This is a genomic window from Exiguobacterium sp. s192, from assembly GCF_018618795.1.
In the GTDB taxonomy this organism is placed as follows: Bacteria; Bacillota; Bacilli; order Exiguobacteriales; family Exiguobacteriaceae; genus Exiguobacterium_A; species Exiguobacterium_A undae.
The window spans coordinates 1-23,618 of record NZ_JACSMS010000020.1; the positions used below are offsets into that span (position 1 = coordinate 1).

The following is a 23,618-nucleotide window of genomic DNA, read 5'->3' on the forward strand; positions in this document are numbered from 1 at the left end:
ATTCGATTTTATAATGAGCTACGGTATCAAAAACGATTAAACGGCTTAAGTCCGCTGGAATTCAGGGCTCAAGCCGTTTAAAAATTTTATATTATTTTACCTGTCTACTTGACGGGGAGTAGTTCAGGCAGCGCAAACATGCGCTTTTTCCTGTAGGAGTTGCGTGTAACGAGTAATTCTTTTTTTTAAGAGACAAGGGTGGCAGATGATCATTCTGCCACCCTTATCTTTGGAGAGATTGACTTTTGAGTCAGGCCCTTGTTTGTTTATCAGCGACTTTTGCGCCCGCTTATCAGAACCAACGATTCCGGATCATCAAGCAGGGAACGCCCGTCGGATTAGAGAAAGGGATGGAACACGAAGAGGAGGAGAGAATATGCGTTACCCAGCGACACCTTGCATTACCTTGAATGGCGCAGCGGCAGAAGCCATTGCGTATTACGACCGGACATTGGGGTTAAAACCACGCCGCATCTTATCGGAAACAAATGCGCTGGGACAACAGGAAATCTTTCATGCCCATTTGGCGAATGGTGCTTTTGAATTGATGCTGTGGGACGTCTCGTCAGCGATTCCGGCGGCTTCGCACATCCTGCTGTTGCTATCATTTGAGACGAGCGAAGAAATTTCAGCCGCCTACGCGGCACTGGCAGCGGACGGTCAGATCATGGAAGCGTTGGGCGTGCCGAGTTTCGGCGGATTATATGCTCAAGTGACGGATCCTTTTGGGGTCACTTTCGCTTTGGAATACTCCGAAAACGGACGCGAATCAGCCGGTTAACTGTTCCAATGCCAATAATTGCCGTTTCATGTTCAAACCACCCCAATAACCGGTCAAATCGCCTTTTTTGCCGATGATCCGGTGGCAGGGGATGACGATCAAGACACGATTCTTACTGATTGCCGTACCGACGGCGCGTGTCGCATTCGGTCGGTAGATCCGTTCCGCGATATCCGAGTAGGTCGCCGTCACGCCATACGGAACGTGACGCAAGGCGTTCCAGACCTCCAGTTGAAAAGGGGTTCCGATCAAGTGCAGCGGAAATGAAAATTGAGTCCGTGTGCCGTTTAAGTATTCCATCAACTGTTCCTGATACGGTTGCATGATCCGGGTGTCTTCGATGAGATCTGCACGCGGCAACTGTTTCCGGGCCCAGTCGGGAAACAGGTCGACCGGTTCGTTTAAGGCGCCGACGTAACACAGTCCATCCGTCGTCGCAGCAATCGGGAATGATGTACCGTTCCAGTTGAGCGTCGTAAAGTACAAGTCCATCGTTGTCCCTCCTTCAACTAAAAAATTCATACAACAAACCGGTCACTGTTCAGTTGACCGGTTTTTGGATTACGACTTCGTCAAGATAGCTTGTTGCCGGGGTGACAAGTGGATGGCTTGTCCAACCAAAGATTCGATGGCTTCCGTCCAGGCTTCATTCCGGCTTGGATGCGGCATGACCGGGAAACGGACATCTTCTTCTTTGGCCGCCATTTCAAGGGCTTGGGCAAAGGTGCCGGCGAGTTCAACCGATCCTTCACCGATCATATGAACGCCTAATAACAGACTCGTCGTGGCATCCGTGACGACTTTGACAAATCCACTGCCGGCTTCAATCGTCGTTGCGCCATTGGCATTTAAGGCGAATTGACCAACCCGGACGGCATGACCGGCATCCGTCGCCGCTTGCTCCGTCAATCCGATCGAGACGATCGGCGGAAGGGAGCGGATGACCGTTGGATAATAGGGCATCGTCGGGTCGGGGGATTGTCCCGCCAACTGTTCGGCGGTTCGTTTGGCTTCATGAATGGCCCGGGTTGCCAACGGCGGACCGGGTGTAACGTCACCAATCGCATAAATATGGGACCGGCTCGTTTGTCCGAACGGATCGACGGGAATCGTGCCGTCTTCTGCCATCGTCACACCGATGCGCTCGAGACCCAACTCCAACGTGTTTGGAATCCGTGGTAACGAGTGGAATAAAAACGGAGCGGTCCAGGTCGTTTCCTGTCCTTCTTTGACGACGGTGACCGTCACTTCATCCGTTGTCTCGATGGCGGTCACGATGCCCGTTACGAGTCGGATTTTTTGTTTTTTAAAGAGCCGCCGCAGTTCTTTGTCGAGGCTCGGATCGAGCTGAAACGCATCGGCGATCAATGTGACTTGTGTGCCGAGTGCCTGAAAACTCATTGCTGCTTCAATCGTGATATAGTCCTGACCGATGATGACGAGCCGGTCCGGCAAGTCGGTCAGCTGGTAGAGTTGTTCCGCATTTAAGAGGAGAGGGGACGTCTGCTGAAGACTATGGCTTCCGGTTGCGATCACGACATCATTGAACCGGTACGTGTCGAACTGATGTCCCTGTTCAACGCCGATCCGGTCGTCCGCCAAGAACGAGGCGGTCCCTTGAATGTATTCGATGGCGTTTGCCTGGCATAAAGCTTCGACACCGGTGCGTAACTGATGGACGATCCCGTCCCGGTACTTCACCAATTGGTTGAAGTCATGCGTCGGTTCGATCGAAAAACCAAGTGCCGTCAAATGATTCATTTGTTGTTTTACTTCCGCCGCATGCGCAACAACTTTGGACGGGATACAGCCTTTATTCAGACAAAGCCCTCCGAGCTGTGCTTGTTCAATCAAGGTCACTTTCCGTCCCAATTGACTGGCGCGGATTGCAGCTGTATAGCCGGCAGGACCGCCGCCGAGAATCAACAGATCACGTTCTTGGGTCAGTTCACCAACAACCATTTAGATCAACTCCATCAATAAAGTAGTGGGGTGTTCGATCAGTCCGGCAAACCGATTCGTAAAGGCGACGGCGGTCGCGCCGTCCGCCACACGATGATCAAAGGACATCGACAGATTCATCATCGAACGGATGACGATTTGATCCTGGTCGTCGACACAGACCCGTTTTTTCGTTTTGTGGAAGGCAATCAACGCCGTTTCCGGATAATTGATGATCGGCGTTGCGCCTGTACTGCCGAGTGGTCCGACATTACTCATCGTGAAGGTGCTCGCTTTGAGGTCCGCTGCCCGTAAATCACCGGTCTTGGCGCGGGTGGACAGATCTGCGACTTGTTGATGCAATTGTTGCATCGTCAGTTGGTCGGCGTCCCGGACGACCGGCACGATCAATCCGTCGGCCGTTTCAGTCGCGACACCGATATGGTACTGCCGCTCCAAAAGAATCTGTTCGTTTGCTTCATCGAGCTTGGCGTTGAAGACCGGGAAGTCTTGTAAGGCGACGATCAAGGCTTTGATGAAAAAAGCGTTGACGCTGATCGGTTTCCCGGCAGCTTTCAATTCTTCGCGCAATGCCAGCAAACGGGTCATGTCAACTTCTTCAAAGTGGGTGACATGCGGAATCGTAAAGAGTGACTGGGTCATCTTTTTGGCAATCTGTTTGCGGATACCCCGGAACGGAATCGTATCGACCGGCGCAGGTGGTGCCTCGACCGCGACTGGACGCTGATCGGGCTCAGGAGTCGTTCCGCTTTCAACGAAACGACGTACATCTTCTTCCGTGACGCGACCGGATGGATCGACAGCCGGAACTAGTTCCAGATCGATGCCAAGATCGCGGGCAATTTTCCGGGTGTAAGGTGTTGCCAACACACGTTTTGGACGTTCCTTCAGGAGGGCAGTCACGGTTGGCTGTAGTTGTTGCGGTTGCTGGGACTGTTCAACCGTTCGTTCAACGGTGACTGCCGTTTGTGCTTCCGTTGCCTCGATCAATAACAAGACTGTCCCGACGCCAACCGTTTGTCCAACAGGAATTAACAGGTCCGTGACGACACCGGACACCGGAGCCGGCAGTTCGGCGACCATCTTGTCAGTCGAGACTTCGACGACCGGTTGGTCAATCGTGACCCGATCGCCCACCTGGACCAGATAGTTTGCGATTTCACCTTCCGTCATGCCTTCCCCCACATCATGCAATTTCACTTCAATCATCCTGCTCACTCCTTAAAAATCGATCGTACGCTGGATCGCTTCAAGCACACGAGTCGGCGTCGGGATGTAATGGTCTTCGAGCGCGAATAATGGAACCGGCACATCGAATCCGGTGACCCGGGCAATCGGTGCCCGTAAATACAAGAACGAAGTATCATTGATTAAAGCAATCAAATCATTCCCGAGTCCACCCGTTGCCTGTGCTTCATGAACGATGACAGCCCGACCTGTTTTTTGGACGGAGGCGGCAATCGTCGTCCGGTCAAGCGGATAAAGAGTCCGTAAATCAATCACTTCACAGGAAATACCGCGTGTCGCTGCTTCGGTCGCCGCTTTTTGGGCAACCTGTACCATCGCTCCCCAGGCGATGAGTGTCACGTCTTGACCTTCCGTGACGCATTTGGCTTTTCCGATTTCAACCGTGTACGACTCACTCGGAACCGGTTCCTTAAAGGCGCGGTAACTGCGCATCGATTCGAGGAATAAGACCGGGTCCGGATCTTCAATTGCTGCAATCAATAAGCCTTTGGCATCGTAAGGGGTTGCCGGACAGACGACCTTTAAGCCGGGCATCGAGGTGAAGAGGGCTTCCGTACTGTCCGAGTGGATTTCCGGTGCCCGAATGCCTGCCCCGTAAGGAGCCCGGATGACCATCGGGACACCGTAACGTCCCATCGTCCGCATCCGGATTCGTGCGACATGCGTCATGATTTGTTCGTAGGCCGGATAGATAAAACCGAGGAATTGAATTTCGACGATCGGTTTAAACCCGTTGACCGCAAGACCGATTGATGTTCCGACGATTCCCGCTTCACTGAGGGGGGTATCGATGATCCGGTCTTCACCGAATTCTTCCTGTAGTCCGTCTGTTGCCCGGAACACCCCACCGTTTTTTCCGACATCTTCGCCTAAGACGAGTGTCGTCTCATCGGTCGTCAGTTTTGTCCGTAAGGCATCGGTGACAGCCTGGACAAGCGTCATCTCCGTTTGTCGATTGATTGGTGTTGCCATGTCAATTCCCCCTCGCTGTCAGGTAATCCGCTTTTTGACGGATTAAATCGTCCGGTAGTGTCGCAAACGTATGGTCAAACAAATCGTTGACGTCAGGTGAAGGGAAGGCTTCCATCGTTTTGACGGCCGCCTCGACCTCTTCTTGATGGCGGATTCGAATCGCTTCGATTTCCTGTTCCTCGTAAAACCCTTGTACCTTCATGAAATCTTCCAAACGGGTGAGCGGATCGATGCGGTCACGCGACCGGTCCTGATCGCGGTATTTCGACGGATCATCCGCCGTCGTATGCGCACCGAACCGCCATGTGACGGCTTCGATCAATGTCGGACCGCCGCCGGACCGGGCCCGCTCAAGTGCCTCTTGCATCGTGAAGTACACGGCAAAGACATCGTTGCCGTCAATCCGGACGCTCGGCATCCCGTAGGCCAACGCTTTTTGGGCAATCGTTTCCGAATGCATCTGTTTTTGGATCGGGACCGAGATCGCATACCCGTTGTTTTGATTAAACAAAATGACCGGTGCCTGGAAGACGCTCGCGAAGTTCATCCCTTCATGGAAATCACCTTCCGAGGTTGCGCCGTCTCCAAAATAAGCGACGGCGACTTGGTTCGTCCCTTTGCGTTTTTCTGCCCAGGCCGCACCAACGGCATGGGGAATTTGTGTAGCAATCGGCACTGCCGGCGGGAAGATGTGCAATTCGTCCGTCGGGACACATCCTTCGACACGTCCATTCCAGTACAAAAACGTCCGGACCATGTCAGCGCCAAAGGTCAGTGTCGCCCCGTGATCACGATACGTCGGGAAGACCCAGTCCTTGTTATGCAGCGCATAGGCACTGCCGACCTGTGCGGCTTCCTGCCCTTCAAACGGAGCATAGGTCCCGAGCCGTCCCTGGCGTTGCAGGTTGATCGCCTTGCGGTCAAACGTCCGGATACGGTTCATATGTGTGAACAGGGCGAGGCTTAGCTCCTTGGTCAGTAAGTCGGTTTTAGATGTATCGATCACTTGTCCCGCATCATCGAGGATACGGTGAATCGGAAATTGGGTTTCCATCGGTGTCACCTCCATTAGTCGTTACGGATGTTCCATTTTGGTTTGATTGTATTCGTAAAGATGTTGTTATGACGTGACCGGATTTGAATGCGTTTATTGCACATCCGGTCCGCTGCTTCAAGTGTCGTGATCGATTCCGCATGGGACTCGTGGAACACTTCGAGGACCGCATCATAGATGTGTTTGGTTTTCAGCAAGACCCGTTCATGGTTCGCCCCGTACAATTCATCAGCGACTTGAATCAATCCGCCGCCGTTGACGATGTAGTCCGGTGCATATAAAATGCCGCGTTGCTTTAATTCGAATGCGAGCGCATCCACTGCAAGCTGGTTGTTGGCAGATCCGCAGATGGCCTTACATTGCAACAAGTGGATGTTCGTGGCTTGGATGACGCCACCGTAAGCACAAGGAACAAAAATATCCGCATCCGTCAGATGGATTTCATGGGCGGCGATGACCCGGACTGTCCCCGGCGTTTGTTCTGCCCGTTCAACGAGCATAGCCAGAACCGTTTCATTGAGATCGGAGACGTATAAGTTAGCGCCTGCGTCCAACAGCTGTTCCGCGACTTTATAGCCGACTTTTCCAAGACCCTGGACCGCGTAACTCGCCCGGCTTAAATCGTCTGATCCATACAAGGTTTCGACGGTTGCGCGCAGACCATAGATGACACCTTCCGCTGTCGGGATCGACGAATCCCCGCTGCCGCCAAAGGCTTCCGGAATGCCGACGATCCGGGAGGTTTCCCGACTGGCGTGGACGAAATCGTCCATCGTCGTTCCCATGTCCGTCCCGGTATAGAAACGACCGCCGAGCGAATCGACGAATCGTCCGAAGGCCCGGAATAGTTCCGGCGTCTTATCGGTTGCAGGATCACCGATGATGACGGCCTTGCCGCCGCCAAAATCAACGTCAGCCGCTGCGCATTTATACGTCATGCCGCGCGACAGGCGTAAGACATCATCGAGTGCTTCATCGACGGTTGAATACGGCGCCATCCGGCATCCGCCGAGTGCGGGGCCAAGCGTCGTATCATGAATGGCGATGATGGCTTGCAGACCGGACACGGGATCGTTGCAAAAAACGACCTGTTCATGACCGGAGATTTTTTCCATGATGGACGGTGAGGGATTCGTAGACGGGTTCAACATATTCATAAGAAACATCCTCCTGACTTATAGTAAGCGCTTTCATTTTGGGATTTACAAAACACGCGGCGTCAACTTTTCCTGAATCAGCTGCTTCGTTAAGATGATTTGTTTCACCTCACCCAGACCGATGACACGCTCGCCGTGTCTGACTTCGACTTTTGCCAAGACGCGGTCGGGTGTGAGTTCGATGACAGTGGCTTCAATCCGGATATTTGATCCCAGTGTGGCCATCCCCAAGTGCTTCAAGGAAACGGCACCACCGACTCCTTCTTCCTGTTCTTCGAGGTAAGGGAGGATTAGTTTTCGGGCCGCCCATTCCATGTGATAGACCATCGACACGGTTGAATAGGCCGGATGGACGATCACACCTTCAAATTGAGCGAACATTTCTTCGGTCACAATTGCTTCAACGACGGCTGTATCTCCAAGCGACAAACCATTTCTCAACGTGATTCCCCCTTGATTCCGACCACAGCTGGTCTTACCAAAAATAGTATAACACTTGTCACACGATATTTTATCAATCAGTTACGAAATGAGCAAACATTTTCAGAAATATTTTCCAAAAAGAAATATCATTTTTGTGTTTTCTCTATAGGAAACGCCTTTACGGGTTATTTTGATTTAAATGGCGTCAGAAAAAAGTTGATTTGGGAGCTTTTAACAAAATGGAGGATTGACAATAATGTGAACGTATCGTAGTTTTATGATATAACCATTTTAAAACGGACGTTTATTTATTGTGTCGGAAAAGTCGAGGAGGTGCAATTTGTATAACAAGATTCTCGAAACGATGACGGCGGAAGTCAGGACAAGCTTACAGTTGGAACGCTTGCGCGAGACCGTACGTTATGTGACAGCGCATGTACCCTTCTACAGAACACAGTTTGCGGACCGCGGACTCGATGCGGACTCCTTGGAGACGTTGGCGGATCTGCAAAAATTGCCGTTCACCCGGAAAAGTGATCTGCGTGAACACTATCCATTCGGATTGTTCGCTGTTCCCCCGCAAGCAGCAGCCCGGATTCATGCTTCATCCGGTACGAGTGGAAAACCGACTGTCGTCGGTTATACCGAAGAAGATCTTGCGGACTGGTCGACTGCCGTGGCGCGTGGTCTGATTGCAATCGGGGCGGACAAAACCGACCTGTTGCACAATGCCTACGGGTACGGATTGTTCACAGGCGGACTCGGGTTGCACGCAGGGGCAGAACAGCTCGGAATGGTGGTCGTTCCTGTATCCGGAGGAAATACGGATCGGCAGATTACCTTGATTGAAGATTTTCAGCCGCGCGGCATTTGCGGGACGCCGTCTTATATGATGCATCTCGCAGAACGGATGGAAGAACGTGGTCTCGATCCACGAACGAGCAGTCTCCGCTACGGCATTTTCGGAGCCGAACCGTGGTCGGAGGAATTGCGGCAGACACTCGAAGAAAAATGGGGCATTCGCGCCTTCGACATCTATGGTCTCAGTGAAATCATGGGACCGGGCGTCGCAATGGAATGTCAGAAACAAGATGGATTGCACCTGATGGACGATTTGTTCATCACAGAAGTGATTGATCCCGTGACGGGGGAACCGATGCCGGAAGGACAAGTCGGGGAACTCGTTTTTACAAGTTTAAAAAAGAAAGCGCTTCCAATTATTCGGTATCGGACCGGTGATTTGGCATCCGTGACGACAGAACCATGTGCATGCGGGCGGACGACCACCCGGATGTCACGGGTCAAAGGCAGAACGGACGATATGCTGATCATCCGTGGCGTCAACGTCTTCCCGTCGGAAATCGAACGGGTCCTGTTGCAACAAACAGGTGTCAGTCCGCATTATCAAATTCACCGGATTCAACGCGGGGGTCTTGAGGCATTGGAGCTGCATATTGAAGCAGACAATGAAGCGAGCCCGGAAGACCTCAAACGAGCTGTCTGTCACGCCATAAAAACGGAATGTCTGATCTCCGTCAATCTGGTCTGTCATCCGCCATACGGTCTTCCCCGTTCAGAAGGAAAAGCAGTCCGGATCATCGATCGACGGATGGAGCCGGAGAAGAAGTTTGTTTAAGCAGAGGAGGAAACAAGATGTATGATGCGACACATCTATTCGAACCGCCGGTCATGACGGAAGAAGAAAAGCTGGCACGGTTCAAGGAACGGATCGATAACGGGGAAAAAATCGAAGCCGACGACTGGATGCCCGGTTTTTACCGCGATACGTTAATTAAATTGATTTCGATGCACGGCATCAGTGAAATCATGGGGGCTTTACCGGAAAAAGAATGGGTTCCGAAAGCACCATCGTTACGCCGAAAACTCGGCATCATGGCCAAAGTCCAGGACGAGATGGGGCACGGTCAACTCTTGCTTCGTGTCGTGGAAGACTTGATGAAGCCGTACGGAAAAACCCGGGCGGATTTGATGGATGACTTGTTCACAGGACGCCTCAAGTTCCACAATGTCTTCCATATGCCGACCCGGTCGTGGGCGGATGCCGGAACAATCGGTTGGCTTGTTGATGGAGCGGCAATCATTACCCAGACGAACATGCTCGGTGCTTCGTATGGTCCGTATGCGCGGGCGTTGCAACGGATTTGTGCGGAAGAAGTGTTCCATGCCCAACATGGTGAATCGATCATCATGGCACTGGCGGAAGGAACACCCGAACAAAAAGCAATGATTCAGGAATCACTCGATGAGTGGTGGGAATCCCTGTTGATGTTCTTTGGACCGGCAACAAAAGAAACGACCGGCACTTCAAAACAGGACGTGACGATTGCGTATAAAATCCGGACGAAGACGAATGAAGAATTGCGTCAAAGTTTCTTTACGAAATATGTTCCCCGGATCCGTTCGCTTGGTCTCGTCATTCCGGATCCGACGTTACGGTTCGACGAGGAGACAGGACAATGGATATACGCCCAACCGGATTGGACGGAATTCAAAAAAATCATTCAAGGCGGCGGTCCCCGTTCGAAGGAGCGGCTCGCGTTACGCCAAACGTCTTATGAAAACAATGCCTGGGTCCGTGAGGCACTTGCTGAAACGATCGGCTGAAGGAGGAAACATCATGACGGAAACGTTTTATCAGGAGTTTGAGATTTTCAGTAAACGGACACCCAACGCGGCTTTTACGCATCAATTCAGTCTGCTCGCCCCGAATAAAGAGATGGCGTTGCTGATGGCGCAGGAAAACTTCATGCGCCGGGAACCGGTCGTCGATATCTGGGTCGTCAAACGGGACGATATCCGGGGAATGACGCCGGACGAAAAACAAATGTTGCAACGGCTCGACAACAAAGATTACCGGACGACAAAAGGATACGGATATCTCAAGAAAAAATGGCGGCATTACGAGCAACAGATGCTCGATGAGAAAGAGATCATGTCGTGGCAGGGAGGCGATTCGAAATGACGGAAGCAGAACGGTTGGCTTTAGCCTCCCTTATGTATCAACTGGCGGATGACGATTTCCTTTATGCCTACCGCGGATCGGAGTGGCTGGGTCTGGCACCGCATATCGAAGAAGATGTCGCGTCCTCCTCGATTGCCCAGGATTCGATGGGACATGCGGCGATGTATTATCAGTTGCTCGAGGACATCGGTGAAGGAAAAGCAGATGCACTTGCTCATGTCCGTCTGGCGCACGAACGGAAAAATTCCGTCCTCGTCGAACGGGTCAACGGTCCCGGTTACTATATGGAAAATCCGGAGTATGACTGGGCGTATGCTGTCGTTCGTAATTACTGCTACACGCTCGCGAAAAAGGTCCGCATCGACTCGTTGAAAAAAAGCAGTTATGCGCCGCTCGCAGCACTCGCCGTCAAGGTCAACATGGAATTGTATTATCACCTGTTGCACTGGCAAACGTGGTTCACGCAGTTGTATCAATCGACGGAAACCGCCCGTCAGAAGATGGATGCTGCCCTCGAACGGGTGCTCGCTGACTTCGGGGATCTGTTTGACTACGGCGAAGCGACGGAAATCATTGACGAGATGCGGTTGATCGAAGGACAAGGGATCTTAATTGACCGCTGGTACCAAGCCTTGACACCGGTCCTCGTAGATTTAAACGTCACGCTGCCGGAAATGAAGATGACTTATAACGGACGAAACGGGGAACATTCGCCTGACTTAAACGATGCCTTATCGACACTCGGTGAAGTATATCTGCTCGATCAGTCAGCAGTATGGTGAAGGAGGAACGGCAGATGACGACAGGACTGGAACAAGAAATCCGACAGGCGCTCGACACGGTCAAGGATCCGGAAATTGATGCCGTCAGCATTCTCGATCTCGGGATGTTCGAAACGATGGAGTGGACGGAGACGTCTGACGGATATGCTGTCCGCGTCACGCTGCTTCCGACATTTTTAGGATGTCCTGCGCTTGAAATCATTCAAAAAAATACGGAAGCTGCGTTGTTACAAGTCCCGCAGGTCCAGACGGTCGACGTCGTGTTTCTCTTTGATCCACCGTGGACGTCGGACCGGATCACCGACCGCGGCATGACCGGACTGAAGTCCTTTGGGATTGCACCTCCGCGTGTCATCGACGGTCATTGGGAAATCGACTGTCCGTATTGCGGCTCGACGTTCGTTTCGATCGAGAATCTGTTTGGTCCGACGGCTTGCCGGAGCATTCTGTACTGTAAATCATGCAAAAATCCATTCGAGGCGATGAAACCCGTCTCTACTCTCATGTGAAGGAAGGTAATCATTATGGTAAAACTAATCGCGCTTTATACACACCCGGAGAACAAGGAACAGTTTGATGAGCATTACTTCAACGTCCACGGTCCACTGACGGCTAAAATTCCAGGGTTACAGGAAATGACGGTTACGAAAATCGTTGGTTCACCAATGGGCGGGGACGGAAAATACTATTTGATGTGCGAGATGGTCTATGAAAGCCATGAAACGATGCAGACCGGCATGCGTTCGCTCGAGGGAAAAGCGTCCGGCAAAGACTTGATGGGATTTGCGGGAGATCTCGTGACACTGATGATCGGTGAAGAAGTCCATGCTGACACGACAGTACGTTAAGGCGGACGTCGACGGTCAGATTGGCCGGATCCGGCTCAATCGTCCAGAGCGTTACAATGCCTTGAACCGGACGATGATCCGAGAAATTGTCGAGGTGATGGAACAATTTGATCAGGATGAAACGGTGGCTGCCATCGTGTTGAGCGGGGAAGGAAAGTCGTTTTCAGCAGGTGCTGATATCGACGAGATGGTCGACGCGACACCGATTTCGATGGAGTTGCTCGACCCCTTTGCCGACTGGGACCGCATCAGCCGTCTGCATAAACCGTTGATTGCGGCGGTCCACGGATTTGTCCTCGGCGGTGGCTTTGAATTGGCACTGGCGTGTGATTTGATTTACGCGACGCCCGAGACGCAGTTTGGTTTTCCGGAAGTTGGATTGGGGGTCATGCCGGGAGCCGGCGGAACCCAACGATTGACGAGACGAATCGGTCGGACACGGGCGCTTGAATGGTTATGGACGGGGGAACGGATGCCGGCACTGGAAGCGGAACGCCTTGGCATCATCAACCGCGTGTTCGCATCGGAACAATTCGAACATGAAATCATGACGCGCGCACACCAAATCGCTGCCCAGCCTCCGGTATCCGTTCGTCTGATCAAAGATGCCGTCGATAAGGCGGGAGACTTGTCGTTACAAGACGGGATGGACCATGAACGGAGAAATTTCTACTTATTGTTTGGAACAGCCGACCAGACGGAAGGCATGCAAGCCTTTTTAGAGAAACGTCAACCGACATTCAAAGGAAACTAAAAGGAGTGGAAGCTATGTCAACGGTACATGAAAAAACAATCGAGATGAAACGGTCCGTCTATCACTTGCTGATTAATGGCGAACAAGTCGAGGGGACAACCGGCGAAACGTTTAAGACCTACAATCCGGCAACCGGGGAAGTCATCGCCGAAGTCGCCAAAGCATCAAAAGAAGATGCGGATCGGGCGGTGCAGGCAGCACGCGAAGCGTTTGATCACGGAAAGTGGAAGATTTGGCCGGTCGGTCGCCGGGCGCAAGTGCTCAATAAAATCGCCGGCATCATGCGTGCCCGGTTCAATGAACTGGTGGAACTCGAGATTTTAGATACCGGTAAGTCATTAGCGGCCGCACAAGGACAGATCACGCAAGCGATTGAAGACTTTGAATTTTATGCCGGTGCCATCGTCGGTCACCGCGGTGCCGTCAATAACGTACCGGGACAGTTCCACAACTATACGGAAAAGGAACCGGTTGGTGTCTGTGCCCAAATCATCCCGTGGAATTATCCGTTGATGATGGCAGCCTGGAAAGTCGCGCCGGCTATCGCCGTCGGCTGTTCGGTCGTCGTGAAGCCGGCGACCCTGACACCTCTGACAGCAATCATCCTCGGTGAAATTTGCCTCGAAGCCGGTGTGCCGGCGGGTGTCGTCAACGTCATTCCGGGATCGGGCCGGGAAATCGGCAACCATCTGGTCGAACACCAAGCTGTTGATAAAGTCGCCTTCACCGGTTCGACACCGGTCGGAAAAGATATCATGGGTCGGGCGTCGGAAAGCTTAAAACGGGTCACACTGGAACTCGGCGGCAAGTCACCGAACCTTGTATTTGAGGATGCCGATATCACGGCAGCCGTCGACGGGTCACTGTTCGGGATTTTCTATAACAGCGGTCAGTCGTGTGAAGCACGGTCGCGCCTTTATGTGCACGAAGACATTTACGAAACGTTCATGGAACAGTTCGTCGCGAAGACGAAACAACTTGTTCTCGGCAATCCGTTTGATAAAGGGACACATGTCGGGGCAATCATTGACCAACAACAACTCGACGTCATCGACGGGTACGTCCAATCAGCGAAAGCAGACGGGGCGACCATCTTAACGGGTGGTCAAGTCGAGCAGGTGGCCGGATTTGAAAAAGGTTTCTGGTATGCGCCGACCATCATCACCGATGTGACACACGACATGAAAGCCGTCCAGGAAGAAATCTTCGGACCGGTCGTCGTCGTGATGAAGTTCAAGGATGAAAAAGAAGCGGTCCGTCTGGCGAACGATACAGAATTCGGACTCGGTTCCGCCATCTGGACGAAGGACGGGGCACGGGCGACACGAATTGCCAATCAGATTAAAGCCGGCATCGTCATGATCAACTGTCCGTTCTCGGCTTTCCCGGGGACACCATTTGGGGGTTACAAACAATCTGGTTTCGGACGTGAACTGTGTATCGAGACACTGGATTTATATACGGAAACGAAAAGTATCCTGTCGTATTACGGAAGTCGTCCACTCAATCCGTTCGGACTGTAAAACCAAGCGTGCGGACGTTCGTCCGGACGCTTTTTTAAAGGAGGAAATCAGATGATGGTTCAGCAACTAGTTGTCGTAGGATCCGGTGTGATGGGAAGGGGCATTGCCTATGTCGCAGCCGCAAACGGGTTGGAGGTGACGCTCGTCGACATCGAGCAACACCTGCTTGCATCAGCCCAGCACGAATTGGAAGCAATTGCCGATAAAGCAATCATCCGCGGAAAATTAACTGCGGAAGAGGTCGACCATCTGTTCAACCGACTAAACTATTCGACGGATCTCGTCGGGACTGTCGGACGGGCGGATCTCGTGATTGAGGCCGTTCCGGAACGGCTCGACATCAAACGGACGGTCTTTGAGACACTTGACCGCTATGCACCGGACGGTTGTGTTTTCGCGACCAATACCTCGACGATGAGTCCGACGGAAATCGCTTCGTTTACCAACCGGCCGGAGCGTGTCATGGCGATGCATTTCTTTAATCCGGTTCACCGGATGCCGCTCGTCGAACTTGCCCGGGGTCTTGAAACGTCAGAAGAGACCGTGTCGATTTGTGAGGATGTCGCACGGCGGATGGGTAAAGAGACCGTCGTCATTCAGGAGTTCCCGGGATTTGTCACGTCCCGGATCAGTGCCCTCGTCGGTAACGAAGCGTTTTATATGTTACAAGAAGGACTCGGGACACCGGAGGAAATCGATAAGGCGATTAAGCTCGGGTTGAACTATCCGATGGGACCGTTTGAACTCGGGGATTTGGTCGGACTCGACACCCGGTTGAACAACTTACGGTACCTTCATGAAAAACTCGGGGAAAAGTATCGTCCGGCGCCGCTGCTCGAACAATACGTCAAAGCCGGACGGCTCGGACGGAAAACCGGGCGGGGTGTCTATGATTATTCGGACAGCGGGGTGAAAACACCATGAGACGCGTTGCGATCATTGATGCCGTTCGAACACCAATCGGACGGTATAACGGAGCCCTCAAAGCGGTCCGGGCGGACGACTTGGGCGCCTGTGTCATCGAGGCACTCGTCCAACGGAATCCGCGCGTCGATCCGAAAACAATCGAAGAGGTCATCTTCGGCAATGCGAATCAGGCGGGTGAAGATAACCGGAACGTCGCCCGGATGTCCGGCTTACTCGCCGGTCTGCCGGTCGAAGTCGCCGGGACGACTGTCAACCGCCTGTGCGGTTCGGGACTGGATGCCGTCATTGCCGCGGCACGCGCGATTGCGCTGAATGAAGGCGATATCTACATTGCCGGAGGGACGGAAAGCATGACACGGGCACCACTCGTCATGGCGAAGCCGGAAACCGGATTTGCCCGCGGCAACCCGGCTGTCTACGATACGACGATCGGATGGCGGTTCGTCAACGATAAACTGGATGCGAAATACGGCACGGATTCGATGCCGGAAACGGCCGAACATGTGGCTGTACGGTACAACATTACACGCGAAGTTCAGGATGATTTTGCATTCATGAGTCAACAGCGGGCCAAACAGGCGATGGAAGTGGACCGTTTTCAAGCAGAACTGGTTCCGGTGCAGTATACGACACGGAAAGGACAAGTCGTCGAAGTCGCTGTCGACGAACATCCCCGTCCGGAGACGAGTCGGGACAAACTCGGAACGCTCAACAGTTTGTTTGCGGACGGAACCGTCACGGCAGGCAATGCTTCTGGTGTGAATGACGGGGCGGCAGCCTTACTGTTGATGAGTGAGGAGACGGCCAAACAGCTTGGTTTAACACCGCTTGCGTATTACCGGGCGAGTGCGGTCGCCGGGGTTGAACCGTCCGTCATGGGTATCGGACCGGTTGATGCGACGCGTAAAGCCTTGGACCGGGCAGGATTGACGATCGACCAGTTGGATTTGATTGAATTAAACGAAGCCTTTGCGGCACAAAGTGTCGCGTGTATTCAGGAACTCGGATTACCGGTGGAGAAAGTGAACGTCAATGGGGGGGCGATTGCCTTTGGTCATCCGCTTGGCGCAAGCGGTGCCCGCATCCTGACGACCTTGTTGCACGAAATGTGCCGGACGAACCAGACCTACGGCTTGGCGACGATGTGTGTCGGTGTTGGTCAGGGCATCGCGTTAATTGTCGAACGGGAGGGACTTGTATGATTCATTTTGAACGGATGGACCAGATCGGATTGATTCGGCTCGATCGACCGGAGCGGATGAACTGTTTGGATTACCCGACACTGGTGGAACTTCAACAACTCGTCGAAACGGTCCGGCAGGATGCGACGATTCGTGTCGTCATCTTCACGGGAACCGGCAAAGCCTTTAGTGCCGGGGCAGATTTAAAAGAGCGGACGACGTTGACGGAACGTGAAGTCCGGCGGAATGTCGAGGCGATTCGGGACGTCTTTACGAACATCGCCGATCTGCCGCAACCGACGATTGCTGCCGTCAACGGACATGCACTCGGCGGCGGGTTCGAGTGGATGCTCGCTTGCGACTTCCGGATCATCGTCGAAGGGGCATTGGTCGGATTGACGGAAACGAGTTTCGGCATCATTCCCGGTGCCGGCGGGACGCAACGATTGCCGCGGTTAATTGGAGAGACGCGGGCGAAGGAACTGATTTTCACGGCTAAGAAGATTGATGCGGCGACTGCGGAACGATACGGCATCGTCTCTCGCGTCGTTCCGACGGTGGAGGAGTTGCTGCCAGTTTGTTTCGCCTTCGCCGGCGAAATGTTGCGAAATGGACCGGTGGCAATCCGCCAAGCCAAACAGGCGATTGATCAGGGACTCGACCACCCGATCTCAGACGGGCTGAAAATCGAGACCGCCGCCTATGAAGCCGTCATCCCGACGGAAGACCGGATGGAAGCATTACGTGCGTTTGCCGAAAAACGGACCCCGCAGTTTCAAGGCAAATGAGGATGGTCGTCACCTGAAATAACACGTATACTAACGGTAAACAAAAAAACGTTATATCAAAGAGAGAGTGAATGACATGAGTGCGAATACACAATCGATGATTTTTACCGTATACGGGGATTACATCCGGCATTACGGCAATCAAATCTGGGTCGGCAGCTTAATTCGTCTGCTCAAAGAATTTGGTCATAATGAACAGGCGGTCCGGGTCGCCGTTTCGCGGATGGTCAAGCAAGGGTGGTTGACGTCACAAAAACAAGGCACCAAAAGTTTTTATTCGCTGACGCCGCGTGGGGTCGAACGGATGGAAGAGGCAGCAAGACGGATCTACAAATCAACGCCTCACGTCTGGGACGGGAAATGGCGGACGTTGATGTATACGATTCCGGAAGACAAACGGCAAATCCGGGACGAACTGCGGAAAGAATTGTCATGGAGCGGGTTCGGAAACTTATCAAACGGCGTCTGGATTTCACCGAATCCGCTCGAAAAAGAAGCGGAGCGGTTGATTGAAGCTTATGGCATCACCGAGTATGTGGACTTTTTCGTCGGCGAATATCATGGACCACAACCGGATCAATCACTGGTCGAACGGGCTTTTCCGCTGGATGAGTTGCAAGAACGGTACGAACGGTTCATCGCCGAATACAGCCGGCGCTACATCGTCCATCAAAGTCGGATTCAACTCGGCGAGATGGATGAAGAACAGTGTTTCGTCGAACGGACGACACTTGTCCATGAATACCGGAAGTTTTTGTTTACCGATCCCGGTCTGCCGCAAGAGTTGTTGCCGGACGAATGGAGTGGCCACCACGCCGCATTATTGTTTGAACAGTATTACCGGTTGCTCGCCGAACCGGCAAGCCGGTTCTTTGAAGCGGTGTTTCAGGAAACGCATGACGTCACACAAAAAAGTGCCGACTATGATGCGTCGGAACATCCGTTGTTTGCTGAACGGTAAAAAAACGCTCATCCCGACGTAACGAGATGAGCGTTTTCTTGATGACGTTCAGCCCTCGGCCAGTTGCTTCCGAAAAGCATATCCTTTATCGACATAGGAATCGATCGATTCTTGAATCATTTCCAAGTCGGCCGGTGTCAGTTCACGGACGACTTTTCCGGGCGACCCGATGATCAAGGAGCGGGGCGGGAATTTTTTGCCGGACGGAATCAACGTATTGGCTCCGATGATACACTCTTCGCCGATTTCAGCATGATCGAGAACCGTCGCGCCCATCCCGACGATGGAACGCCGTCCGATTTTACAACCGTGCAGGATCGCATTATGTCCGACGGTGACTTCGTCCTCGATGATGACCGGAGCACCCTCGTACAGGTGAATCGTTGCATTGTCCTGGATACTGCACCGTTTACCGATTGTAATCGGTCCTTCGTCCCCGCGGAGGACGGCATTAAACCAGATCGTCGATTCTTCGCCAATCGTCACGTCACCGATCAAAAAAGCACCGGGAGCGACAAACACGTTTGCCGCAAGGGCAGGAGACAGATCGCGGTATGGAATGTTCATCAAACAACGCCTCTTTTCTAAAAATGAATTAAAATTCAGTCTTACATAGTATACCATTCTTAGTGACGGAAACGGAGGGAGACCATGTCTCGTGTATGTACCAGCTTACAGATTGAAATCCCGATTATTCAAGGGGGAATGGGAAACATCAGTCATGCCGAATTGACGGCCGCGGTTTCGAACGCAGGGGGACTGGGGACGATTGGCTGCGGAACGATGTCGCCCATTGAAGTCAAACGGTTGATTGAAGCCACACGACGCCTGACGTCACGTCCGTTTGCCTTGAACATCGCGATTCTTGTTTCCCCATATACGGAAGACTTGATCACGTTAGCAATCGAGGAACAAATTCCGGTCGTCTCGTTATCTGCCGGAAACCCGGCGCCTTTTCTGGGACGTTTACAGGAAGCGGGCATCCGGACGATTGGTGTCGTCGCGTCCGTCAAACAGGCGGTTAAAGCGGAACGGGCCGGGATTGATTTACTGGTGGCGGAAGGAGTCGAAGCGGCCGGGATCAACTCACCGCTCGAACTGACGACGATGACATTGATTCCGCAAATCACCGATCAGGTCACGATTCCGGTACTTGCGGCCGGAGGAATCGGCGACGGTCGTGGTCTTGCTGCTGCCTGGATGCTCGGGGCGGAAGGCGTTCAACTGGGAACCCGGTTGATTGCGACACAAGAGTCCTGTGTGCACCCGCAGTATAAAGACCATCTTGTGCAGGCGGATGATCTCGAGACACGGATCATCGGGCGTAAGGTCGGACAAGTCCGGCGTGTCTTGAACGGGGCGTATGTGGACGGGTTACGTCCGGCGTCGCTCGCTGAATTCCAAGAAAAAACGAACGAATCGTTTCATATCAAAGGGGCACTTGAGGGCGACGAGACAGCAGGATATGTCAACGCCGGTCTTGTTTCCGGCTTGATTGAGGATATTCCGACCGTTCAGGCATTATTTGACCGGATGATGGACGAGGCGCATGAACGGATTTCGCGACCATTTCCGTAAACGCATAACGGATTGATTTCAGGAGGAGGCCAGTTGGTCTGCTCTTTTTTTGTGTTTTTGGCAGTTTAGGACATTTGTCCTTTTCAAAGCCGGGTGGAATGCGGTCTACTCATAATTGGAGAAAAAGGAGGATGAAGATGCAAGGAATCGTGTTTGCCTTATTCAGTGGATTGTTTATTGCCTTGCAAGGCATTTTTAATGCCCGGCTGGGTGACGCGGTCGGTCCATGGTTATCCGTGACAATCGTTCACTTTGTCGGTTTGATGGGTTGCTTGTTGATTTACGGGTTTGTCCGTGACCGGAAAATCGGTGGTTTTCGAAAGTTGCCGTTGATTTATGCCAGCGGCGGATTGCTCGGCGTGTTAGTCGTCGTTACGGAACTGACGTCGATTCAACTGCTTGGAATGACGTGGGCGATGTCGTTGTTACTCGTCGCACAGATTCTATGTGCTTTTGTCATTGATTTGAACGGCTGGTTCGGTGTCATCAAAAAAAGCAGCAACCGGGGGCAATGGGTCGGTGTCGGATTGATGTTGACCGGCGTCTTGATTTTTTCGCTCGCCTGAAATGAATCAAAGGAGGAAACCAAATGGGATTAGGAATGTTTTGTGCCGTCGTTGCCGGGATGATGATCAGTTTACAAACCGTGTTGAATGCGCGGATGAGTCATGCCTTCGGCGCATGGGCAACGACGACGTTAGTCTTTCTTGTCGGATTGCTCGGCTCGTTGCTTGCACTACTCTTCTTTCGCGGTGGAACGCTCTCGGCAGTCCGCGAAGTTGAACCGTTGTATTTGTTTGGCGGATTAGTCGGCGTCGGGGTTGTTTTTTGTGTCATGCGGGGGATTCAACTGCTGGGTCCTTCAATCGCAATTTCGGTCGTCTTGATTTCGCAACTGAGTTTTGCGTTATGCGTCGATGTTTTCGGTTGGTTTGGTCTGCCGCAGGTCGATTTATCGCTTGGACAGATAGCGGGTCTCGCCGTGATGCTGACCGGGATTTTTGTTTTAAAACGGTATCAAGTCGTGGATGAGGCGGAGCAAGCAGAGGATGTCAAAGCGATTTCCTGAGTGGACGACAAAAGGTACGTCACGTTGGACCGCGAGACCTCGGCTGGAAAAATCAAAGAAGGGATTGCCCATCCGTCTGAGAGGGCAATCCCTTTTTGCACTTTGTTTAGACTGTTGCCTCTTCTTTCCAGGCGACGTCGATAAAGGCATCGCGACCGGACGCTTTCCGGTCTTTTTTGTAGTGCGCCGGATTTTTTTTGTGGAAGTCCTGATGATATTCTTCCGCCGGATAAAAGGCGTGTGCCGGTTCAATCCGTGTGACGATCGGTTGCTTAAAGCGGTTTGTTGCTGCTAACGCGTCACGCGACGCAATCGCTGCGAGACGTTGTTCTTCCGTATGATAAAAAATTGCCGGTGCATATTGTGTGCCGCGGTCCTGGAATTGTCCGCCGGCATCGGTTGGATCCGTCTGCGGCCAGTACAGTTCAAGTAATCGTTCGTACGAAAACAGTGCCGGATCAAATGTAATCTCGACGACTTCGGAATGCCCGGTCGTTCCTGTTTTGACCTGCTCATATGTCGGGTTGTCGACATGTCCTCCTGTATAACCGGACACGATACTGTGAATACCCGGTAATTCCTCAAATGGTGTCACCATGCACCAGAAACATCCTCCTGCAAATGTTGCTTTTTCCATGTCATCTCTCCCTTTCCCTTGGTTCCTTGAACCGTAATGCTCTCATTTCTGACAGCGAGAAAACGAAAACGACTCCTTTGCTTGGTTGCAAAAGGAGTCGCCGCTTTTTATCAACCAAAGCTTTCGCTTTGCTGGTCGTAGCACCTTGCTGCACGCAGGTTGCTGGGACGTCATCGATCCAGATCTCTCAGTCCACTCTTGATAAGTGTTATATGAAGTTGATGTAAGTTCGTTATCGTTGGGATGATAATACCATTCACAAAAGTGGAAAGTCAATCCTTATGTTTGTAAGGCGCGAAGAACCGTGGCCCCTAACGTTTTGGCTCCGATCAGCAAGGCCTGCTCGTCGATTTCATACTTTGGATGATGTTGCGGATAAATCGTTCGACCGTCCGTCTTCGCAGAACCGGTGAAGAAGTAACTGCCCGGGACCTGCTCCAGGTAGTAGGCGAAATCGTCGGCAGCCATCATCGGTTTGACTTCACGGACGTGTCCTTCCGGTAAAAAGCCGGCCGCTTCCTGAATGAGCTTCGTTTCATTCGGATGATTCCAAAGTGACGGATAACCGGTCGTGAAATCGATGGAATACGTAGCGCCAATTCCGGCACACGTCGTCCGGGCGACCAGATCCACCTGCTGGCGCAACTGATGGCGGAGTTGTTCATTAAACGTCCGGATTTCTCCGACAATCCGCGCCTCGCCGGTTACGATGTTCGGAGCCGTTCCGGCGTGAAACGAACCGATGGCGACAATCGCCGGCTCAAACGGATCGACCCGTCGACTGACGAGATGCTGAAGATTACAGACGAGCTGTGCGCCGGCGACGAGTGCATCCTGCGTCCGGTGGGGGGCTTGGGCATGACCGCCTTGACCGTGGACGACGATTTCAAATTCATCGATGGCACATAATGTATGTCCGCTGTGGTAACCAATTGTTCCAACCGGAAGATCGTTTTCAAGGTGGGTACCAAAAATCGCATCGACTCCGTCGAGGCAGCCATCTTCAATCATTTGAATGGCACCACCCGGAAACACTTCTTCACCGTGTTGATGAATGAAGAGGATTGTGCCCTCGAGTTCCTCCTGCAAGGGTTGAAAGGCGGCGGCCAGTCCGAGGACGATTGCCGTGTGTCCATCATGTCCGCAGGCATGCATCACACCGGGACGGATTGAGCGAAACGACAGTTCGGTTTCTTCCTGAAGCGGTAATGCATCAAAATCGGCACGGACGGCAATCGTTTTTCCGGGACGTGCCCCTTGTAATGTCGCGACGATACCGTTACCCCCGACATTTTTTTGATACGGGATACCGAGTGCTTCATAGTATTCGATGATTTTAGCCGGTGTCCGGACTTCTTGAAACGACAATTCCGGATGCCGGTGAAAATCGCGGCGTAAACGAATCATCTCGGCTTCTTGTTGTGCGAGATGGATAAATAGGGTTTCTAACATCAAAATCATCCTTTACGGTATGTCTTTAGGAAAAACGGGTACAGGTAGAGGTAATCAATTCAGAGGAGGAATCAACACATGGGTGAAATCATCGTCAATGCCGTTCTTACAGTCAAAGCAGGATTAGCGGATCAAGTCTTTCCCATTTTAAGTACGGTTTACAAAGCCACACAAAACGAGCCGGGCTGCTTACGCTATACGTTACATCAATCGATTGAAAATGAACATGAGTTCATGCTCTATGAAGTCTACCAAGATGAGGCTGCACTCGAAGCGCATATCGCATCGGACCATTATAAAGCATACCGCGAACAAATCGAGTTGTATCTCGAAGACCGTCAAGTCACGAAATACGTCGAGATGACGTTCTGAACGATAAGCGAAGAGGGCTGACTTTAAAGTCAGACCCTCTTCAGATCGTAGACAAACCCTCATTTCAACGTTGAAATGAGGGTTTGTCTTATGTAGTCGTATAAAGTGATGTGAAAAATAAGGATTCCCACCGGAATCCCATGACCAGTTCGCTAATTTTTTGAGG

Annotated in this window: 27 protein-coding genes and 1 riboswitch; of the genes, 17 read left to right on the forward strand and 10 right to left on the reverse strand. The window is 52.3% G+C overall.

Annotated elements, in window-relative coordinates:
• Nucleotides 1-376 precede the first annotated feature (376 nt).
• Complete coding sequence (locus KNP87_RS16800) at nucleotides 377-781, forward strand: VOC family protein (RefSeq protein ID WP_214722348.1); 405 nt, start codon at nucleotides 377-379, stop codon at nucleotides 779-781.
• On the opposite strand, the gene KNP87_RS16805 is transcribed toward KNP87_RS16800, so the two are convergent.
• The 7 genes from KNP87_RS16805 to KNP87_RS16835 form a co-directional block, all read right to left on the reverse strand.
• Nucleotides 770-1,273, reverse strand: a complete 504-nt coding sequence (locus KNP87_RS16805; protein WP_119923886.1) for a methylated-DNA--[protein]-cysteine S-methyltransferase — start codon at nucleotides 1,271-1,273, stop codon at nucleotides 770-772. The genes KNP87_RS16800 and KNP87_RS16805 overlap by 12 nt on opposite strands.
• A 69-nt stretch (nucleotides 1,274-1,342) precedes the next feature.
• A complete protein-coding gene (locus KNP87_RS16810) occupies nucleotides 1,343-2,743 on the reverse strand; it encodes a dihydrolipoyl dehydrogenase family protein (RefSeq protein ID WP_214722349.1) in 1,401 nt (466 codons plus the stop codon).
• Nucleotides 2,744-3,952: a dihydrolipoamide acetyltransferase family protein gene (locus tag KNP87_RS16815; protein WP_214722350.1), complete on the reverse strand. Its 1,209-nt coding sequence runs from the start codon at nucleotides 3,950-3,952 to the stop codon at nucleotides 2,744-2,746. It lies immediately after the preceding gene.
• A gap of 12 nt (nucleotides 3,953-3,964) precedes the next feature.
• Nucleotides 3,965-4,963 (reverse strand): alpha-ketoacid dehydrogenase subunit beta, encoded by a 999-nt coding sequence (locus KNP87_RS16820; protein ID WP_026834032.1) that lies wholly within the window; start codon nucleotides 4,961-4,963, stop codon nucleotides 3,965-3,967.
• Nucleotide 4,964: 1 nt separating this feature from the next.
• On the reverse strand, nucleotides 4,965-6,017 hold the full coding sequence (gene pdhA / locus KNP87_RS16825) for a pyruvate dehydrogenase (acetyl-transferring) E1 component subunit alpha (RefSeq protein ID WP_214722351.1): 1,053 nt from the start codon (nucleotides 6,015-6,017) through the stop codon (nucleotides 4,965-4,967).
• A 14-nt stretch (nucleotides 6,018-6,031) separates the two neighbouring features.
• Nucleotides 6,032-7,174, reverse strand: a complete 1,143-nt coding sequence (locus KNP87_RS16830; protein WP_214722352.1) for a Glu/Leu/Phe/Val family dehydrogenase — start codon at nucleotides 7,172-7,174, stop codon at nucleotides 6,032-6,034.
• A gap of 45 nt (nucleotides 7,175-7,219) precedes the next feature.
• The gene (locus KNP87_RS16835; protein WP_119923880.1) at nucleotides 7,220-7,615 is read right to left on the reverse strand and encodes a thioesterase family protein; all 396 of its coding nucleotides are present in this window, start codon (nucleotides 7,613-7,615) and stop codon (nucleotides 7,220-7,222) included.
• 322 nt (nucleotides 7,616-7,937) lie between these two features.
• On the opposite strand from KNP87_RS16835, the gene KNP87_RS16840 reads away from it, so the two are divergent.
• The 12 genes from KNP87_RS16840 (at nucleotide 7,938) to paaX (ending at nucleotide 18,344) form a co-directional block, all read left to right on the forward strand.
• Nucleotides 7,938-9,233 carry a phenylacetate--CoA ligase family protein gene (locus KNP87_RS16840; protein ID WP_119923879.1) on the forward strand — a complete coding sequence of 432 codons (1,296 nt, stop codon included), beginning with the start codon at nucleotides 7,938-7,940 and terminating at the stop codon, nucleotides 9,231-9,233.
• 17 nt (nucleotides 9,234-9,250) lie between these two features.
• Complete coding sequence (gene paaA, locus KNP87_RS16845) at nucleotides 9,251-10,222, forward strand: 1,2-phenylacetyl-CoA epoxidase subunit PaaA (protein WP_035387681.1); 972 nt, start codon at nucleotides 9,251-9,253, stop codon at nucleotides 10,220-10,222.
• A gap of 13 nt (nucleotides 10,223-10,235) precedes the next feature.
• Nucleotides 10,236-10,580: a 1,2-phenylacetyl-CoA epoxidase subunit PaaB gene (paaB, locus tag KNP87_RS16850; protein ID WP_026834026.1), complete on the forward strand. Its 345-nt coding sequence runs from the start codon at nucleotides 10,236-10,238 to the stop codon at nucleotides 10,578-10,580.
• Entirely contained in the window at nucleotides 10,577-11,362 is a 786-nt protein-coding gene (gene paaC / locus KNP87_RS16855; protein WP_026834025.1) for a 1,2-phenylacetyl-CoA epoxidase subunit PaaC, read from the forward strand. Before paaB ends, paaC begins: the two co-directional genes overlap by 4 nt.
• A 14-nt stretch (nucleotides 11,363-11,376) precedes the next feature.
• Complete coding sequence (gene paaD, locus KNP87_RS16860; RefSeq protein WP_026834024.1) at nucleotides 11,377-11,871, forward strand: 1,2-phenylacetyl-CoA epoxidase subunit PaaD; 495 nt, start codon at nucleotides 11,377-11,379, stop codon at nucleotides 11,869-11,871.
• 15 nt (nucleotides 11,872-11,886) lie between these two features.
• The gene (locus tag KNP87_RS16865) at nucleotides 11,887-12,210 is read left to right on the forward strand and encodes an EthD family reductase (RefSeq protein WP_214722353.1); all 324 of its coding nucleotides are present in this window, start codon (nucleotides 11,887-11,889) and stop codon (nucleotides 12,208-12,210) included.
• Nucleotides 12,188-12,964, forward strand: coding sequence for an enoyl-CoA hydratase/isomerase family protein (locus KNP87_RS16870; RefSeq protein ID WP_214722354.1), 777 nt, complete (start codon nucleotides 12,188-12,190; stop codon nucleotides 12,962-12,964). The genes KNP87_RS16865 and KNP87_RS16870 overlap by 23 nt, the downstream gene beginning before the upstream one ends.
• Nucleotides 12,965-12,978: 14 nt before the next feature.
• Complete coding sequence (locus KNP87_RS16875; protein ID WP_214722355.1) at nucleotides 12,979-14,487, forward strand: aldehyde dehydrogenase family protein; 1,509 nt, start codon at nucleotides 12,979-12,981, stop codon at nucleotides 14,485-14,487.
• A gap of 54 nt (nucleotides 14,488-14,541) precedes the next feature.
• Nucleotides 14,542-15,411, forward strand: a complete 870-nt coding sequence (locus tag KNP87_RS16880; protein ID WP_214722362.1) for a 3-hydroxyacyl-CoA dehydrogenase — start codon at nucleotides 14,542-14,544, stop codon at nucleotides 15,409-15,411.
• Nucleotides 15,408-16,616: an acetyl-CoA C-acyltransferase gene (locus tag KNP87_RS16885; protein ID WP_214722356.1), complete on the forward strand. Its 1,209-nt coding sequence runs from the start codon at nucleotides 15,408-15,410 to the stop codon at nucleotides 16,614-16,616. Before KNP87_RS16880 ends, KNP87_RS16885 begins: the two co-directional genes overlap by 4 nt.
• Nucleotides 16,613-17,383 (forward strand): enoyl-CoA hydratase-related protein, encoded by a 771-nt coding sequence (locus KNP87_RS16890; protein ID WP_119923874.1) that lies wholly within the window; start codon nucleotides 16,613-16,615, stop codon nucleotides 17,381-17,383. The genes KNP87_RS16885 and KNP87_RS16890 overlap by 4 nt, the downstream gene beginning before the upstream one ends.
• Nucleotides 17,384-17,459: 76 nt before the next feature.
• A complete protein-coding gene (gene paaX / locus KNP87_RS16895) occupies nucleotides 17,460-18,344 on the forward strand; it encodes a phenylacetic acid degradation operon negative regulatory protein PaaX (RefSeq protein ID WP_214722357.1) in 885 nt (294 codons plus the stop codon).
• Between the two features lie 48 nt (nucleotides 18,345-18,392).
• On the opposite strand, the gene KNP87_RS16900 is transcribed toward paaX, so the two are convergent.
• Nucleotides 18,393-18,911: a gamma carbonic anhydrase family protein gene (locus tag KNP87_RS16900; RefSeq protein WP_214722358.1), complete on the reverse strand. Its 519-nt coding sequence runs from the start codon at nucleotides 18,909-18,911 to the stop codon at nucleotides 18,393-18,395.
• Between the two features lie 84 nt (nucleotides 18,912-18,995).
• Between KNP87_RS16900 and KNP87_RS16905 the strand changes: the two genes are divergently transcribed.
• From KNP87_RS16905 to KNP87_RS16915, 3 genes are all read left to right on the forward strand, one after another.
• A complete protein-coding gene (locus tag KNP87_RS16905; protein ID WP_214722359.1) occupies nucleotides 18,996-19,922 on the forward strand; it encodes an NAD(P)H-dependent flavin oxidoreductase in 927 nt (308 codons plus the stop codon).
• Between the two features lie 137 nt (nucleotides 19,923-20,059).
• Nucleotides 20,060-20,488 (forward strand): DMT family transporter, encoded by a 429-nt coding sequence (locus KNP87_RS16910; protein WP_026834014.1) that lies wholly within the window; start codon nucleotides 20,060-20,062, stop codon nucleotides 20,486-20,488.
• Between the two features lie 23 nt (nucleotides 20,489-20,511).
• Nucleotides 20,512-20,991, forward strand: coding sequence for a DMT family transporter (locus KNP87_RS16915; protein WP_214722360.1), 480 nt, complete (start codon nucleotides 20,512-20,514; stop codon nucleotides 20,989-20,991).
• Between the two features lie 106 nt (nucleotides 20,992-21,097).
• Here the strand turns inward: KNP87_RS16915 and msrA are convergent, their stop codons facing one another.
• Nucleotides 21,098-21,628, reverse strand: coding sequence for a peptide-methionine (S)-S-oxide reductase MsrA (gene msrA, locus KNP87_RS16920; protein WP_026834012.1), 531 nt, complete (start codon nucleotides 21,626-21,628; stop codon nucleotides 21,098-21,100).
• Nucleotides 21,629-21,732: 104 nt separating this feature from the next.
• Nucleotides 21,733-21,836, reverse strand: a riboswitch (SAM riboswitch).
• 71 nt (nucleotides 21,837-21,907) lie between these two features.
• Nucleotides 21,908-23,080, reverse strand: a complete 1,173-nt coding sequence (locus tag KNP87_RS16925; RefSeq protein ID WP_214722361.1) for a M20 metallopeptidase family protein — start codon at nucleotides 23,078-23,080, stop codon at nucleotides 21,908-21,910.
• 78 nt (nucleotides 23,081-23,158) lie between these two features.
• On the opposite strand from KNP87_RS16925, the gene KNP87_RS16930 reads away from it, so the two are divergent.
• Nucleotides 23,159-23,452, forward strand: a complete 294-nt coding sequence (locus tag KNP87_RS16930) for a putative quinol monooxygenase (protein WP_026834010.1) — start codon at nucleotides 23,159-23,161, stop codon at nucleotides 23,450-23,452.
• Nucleotides 23,453-23,618 lie beyond the last annotated feature (166 nt).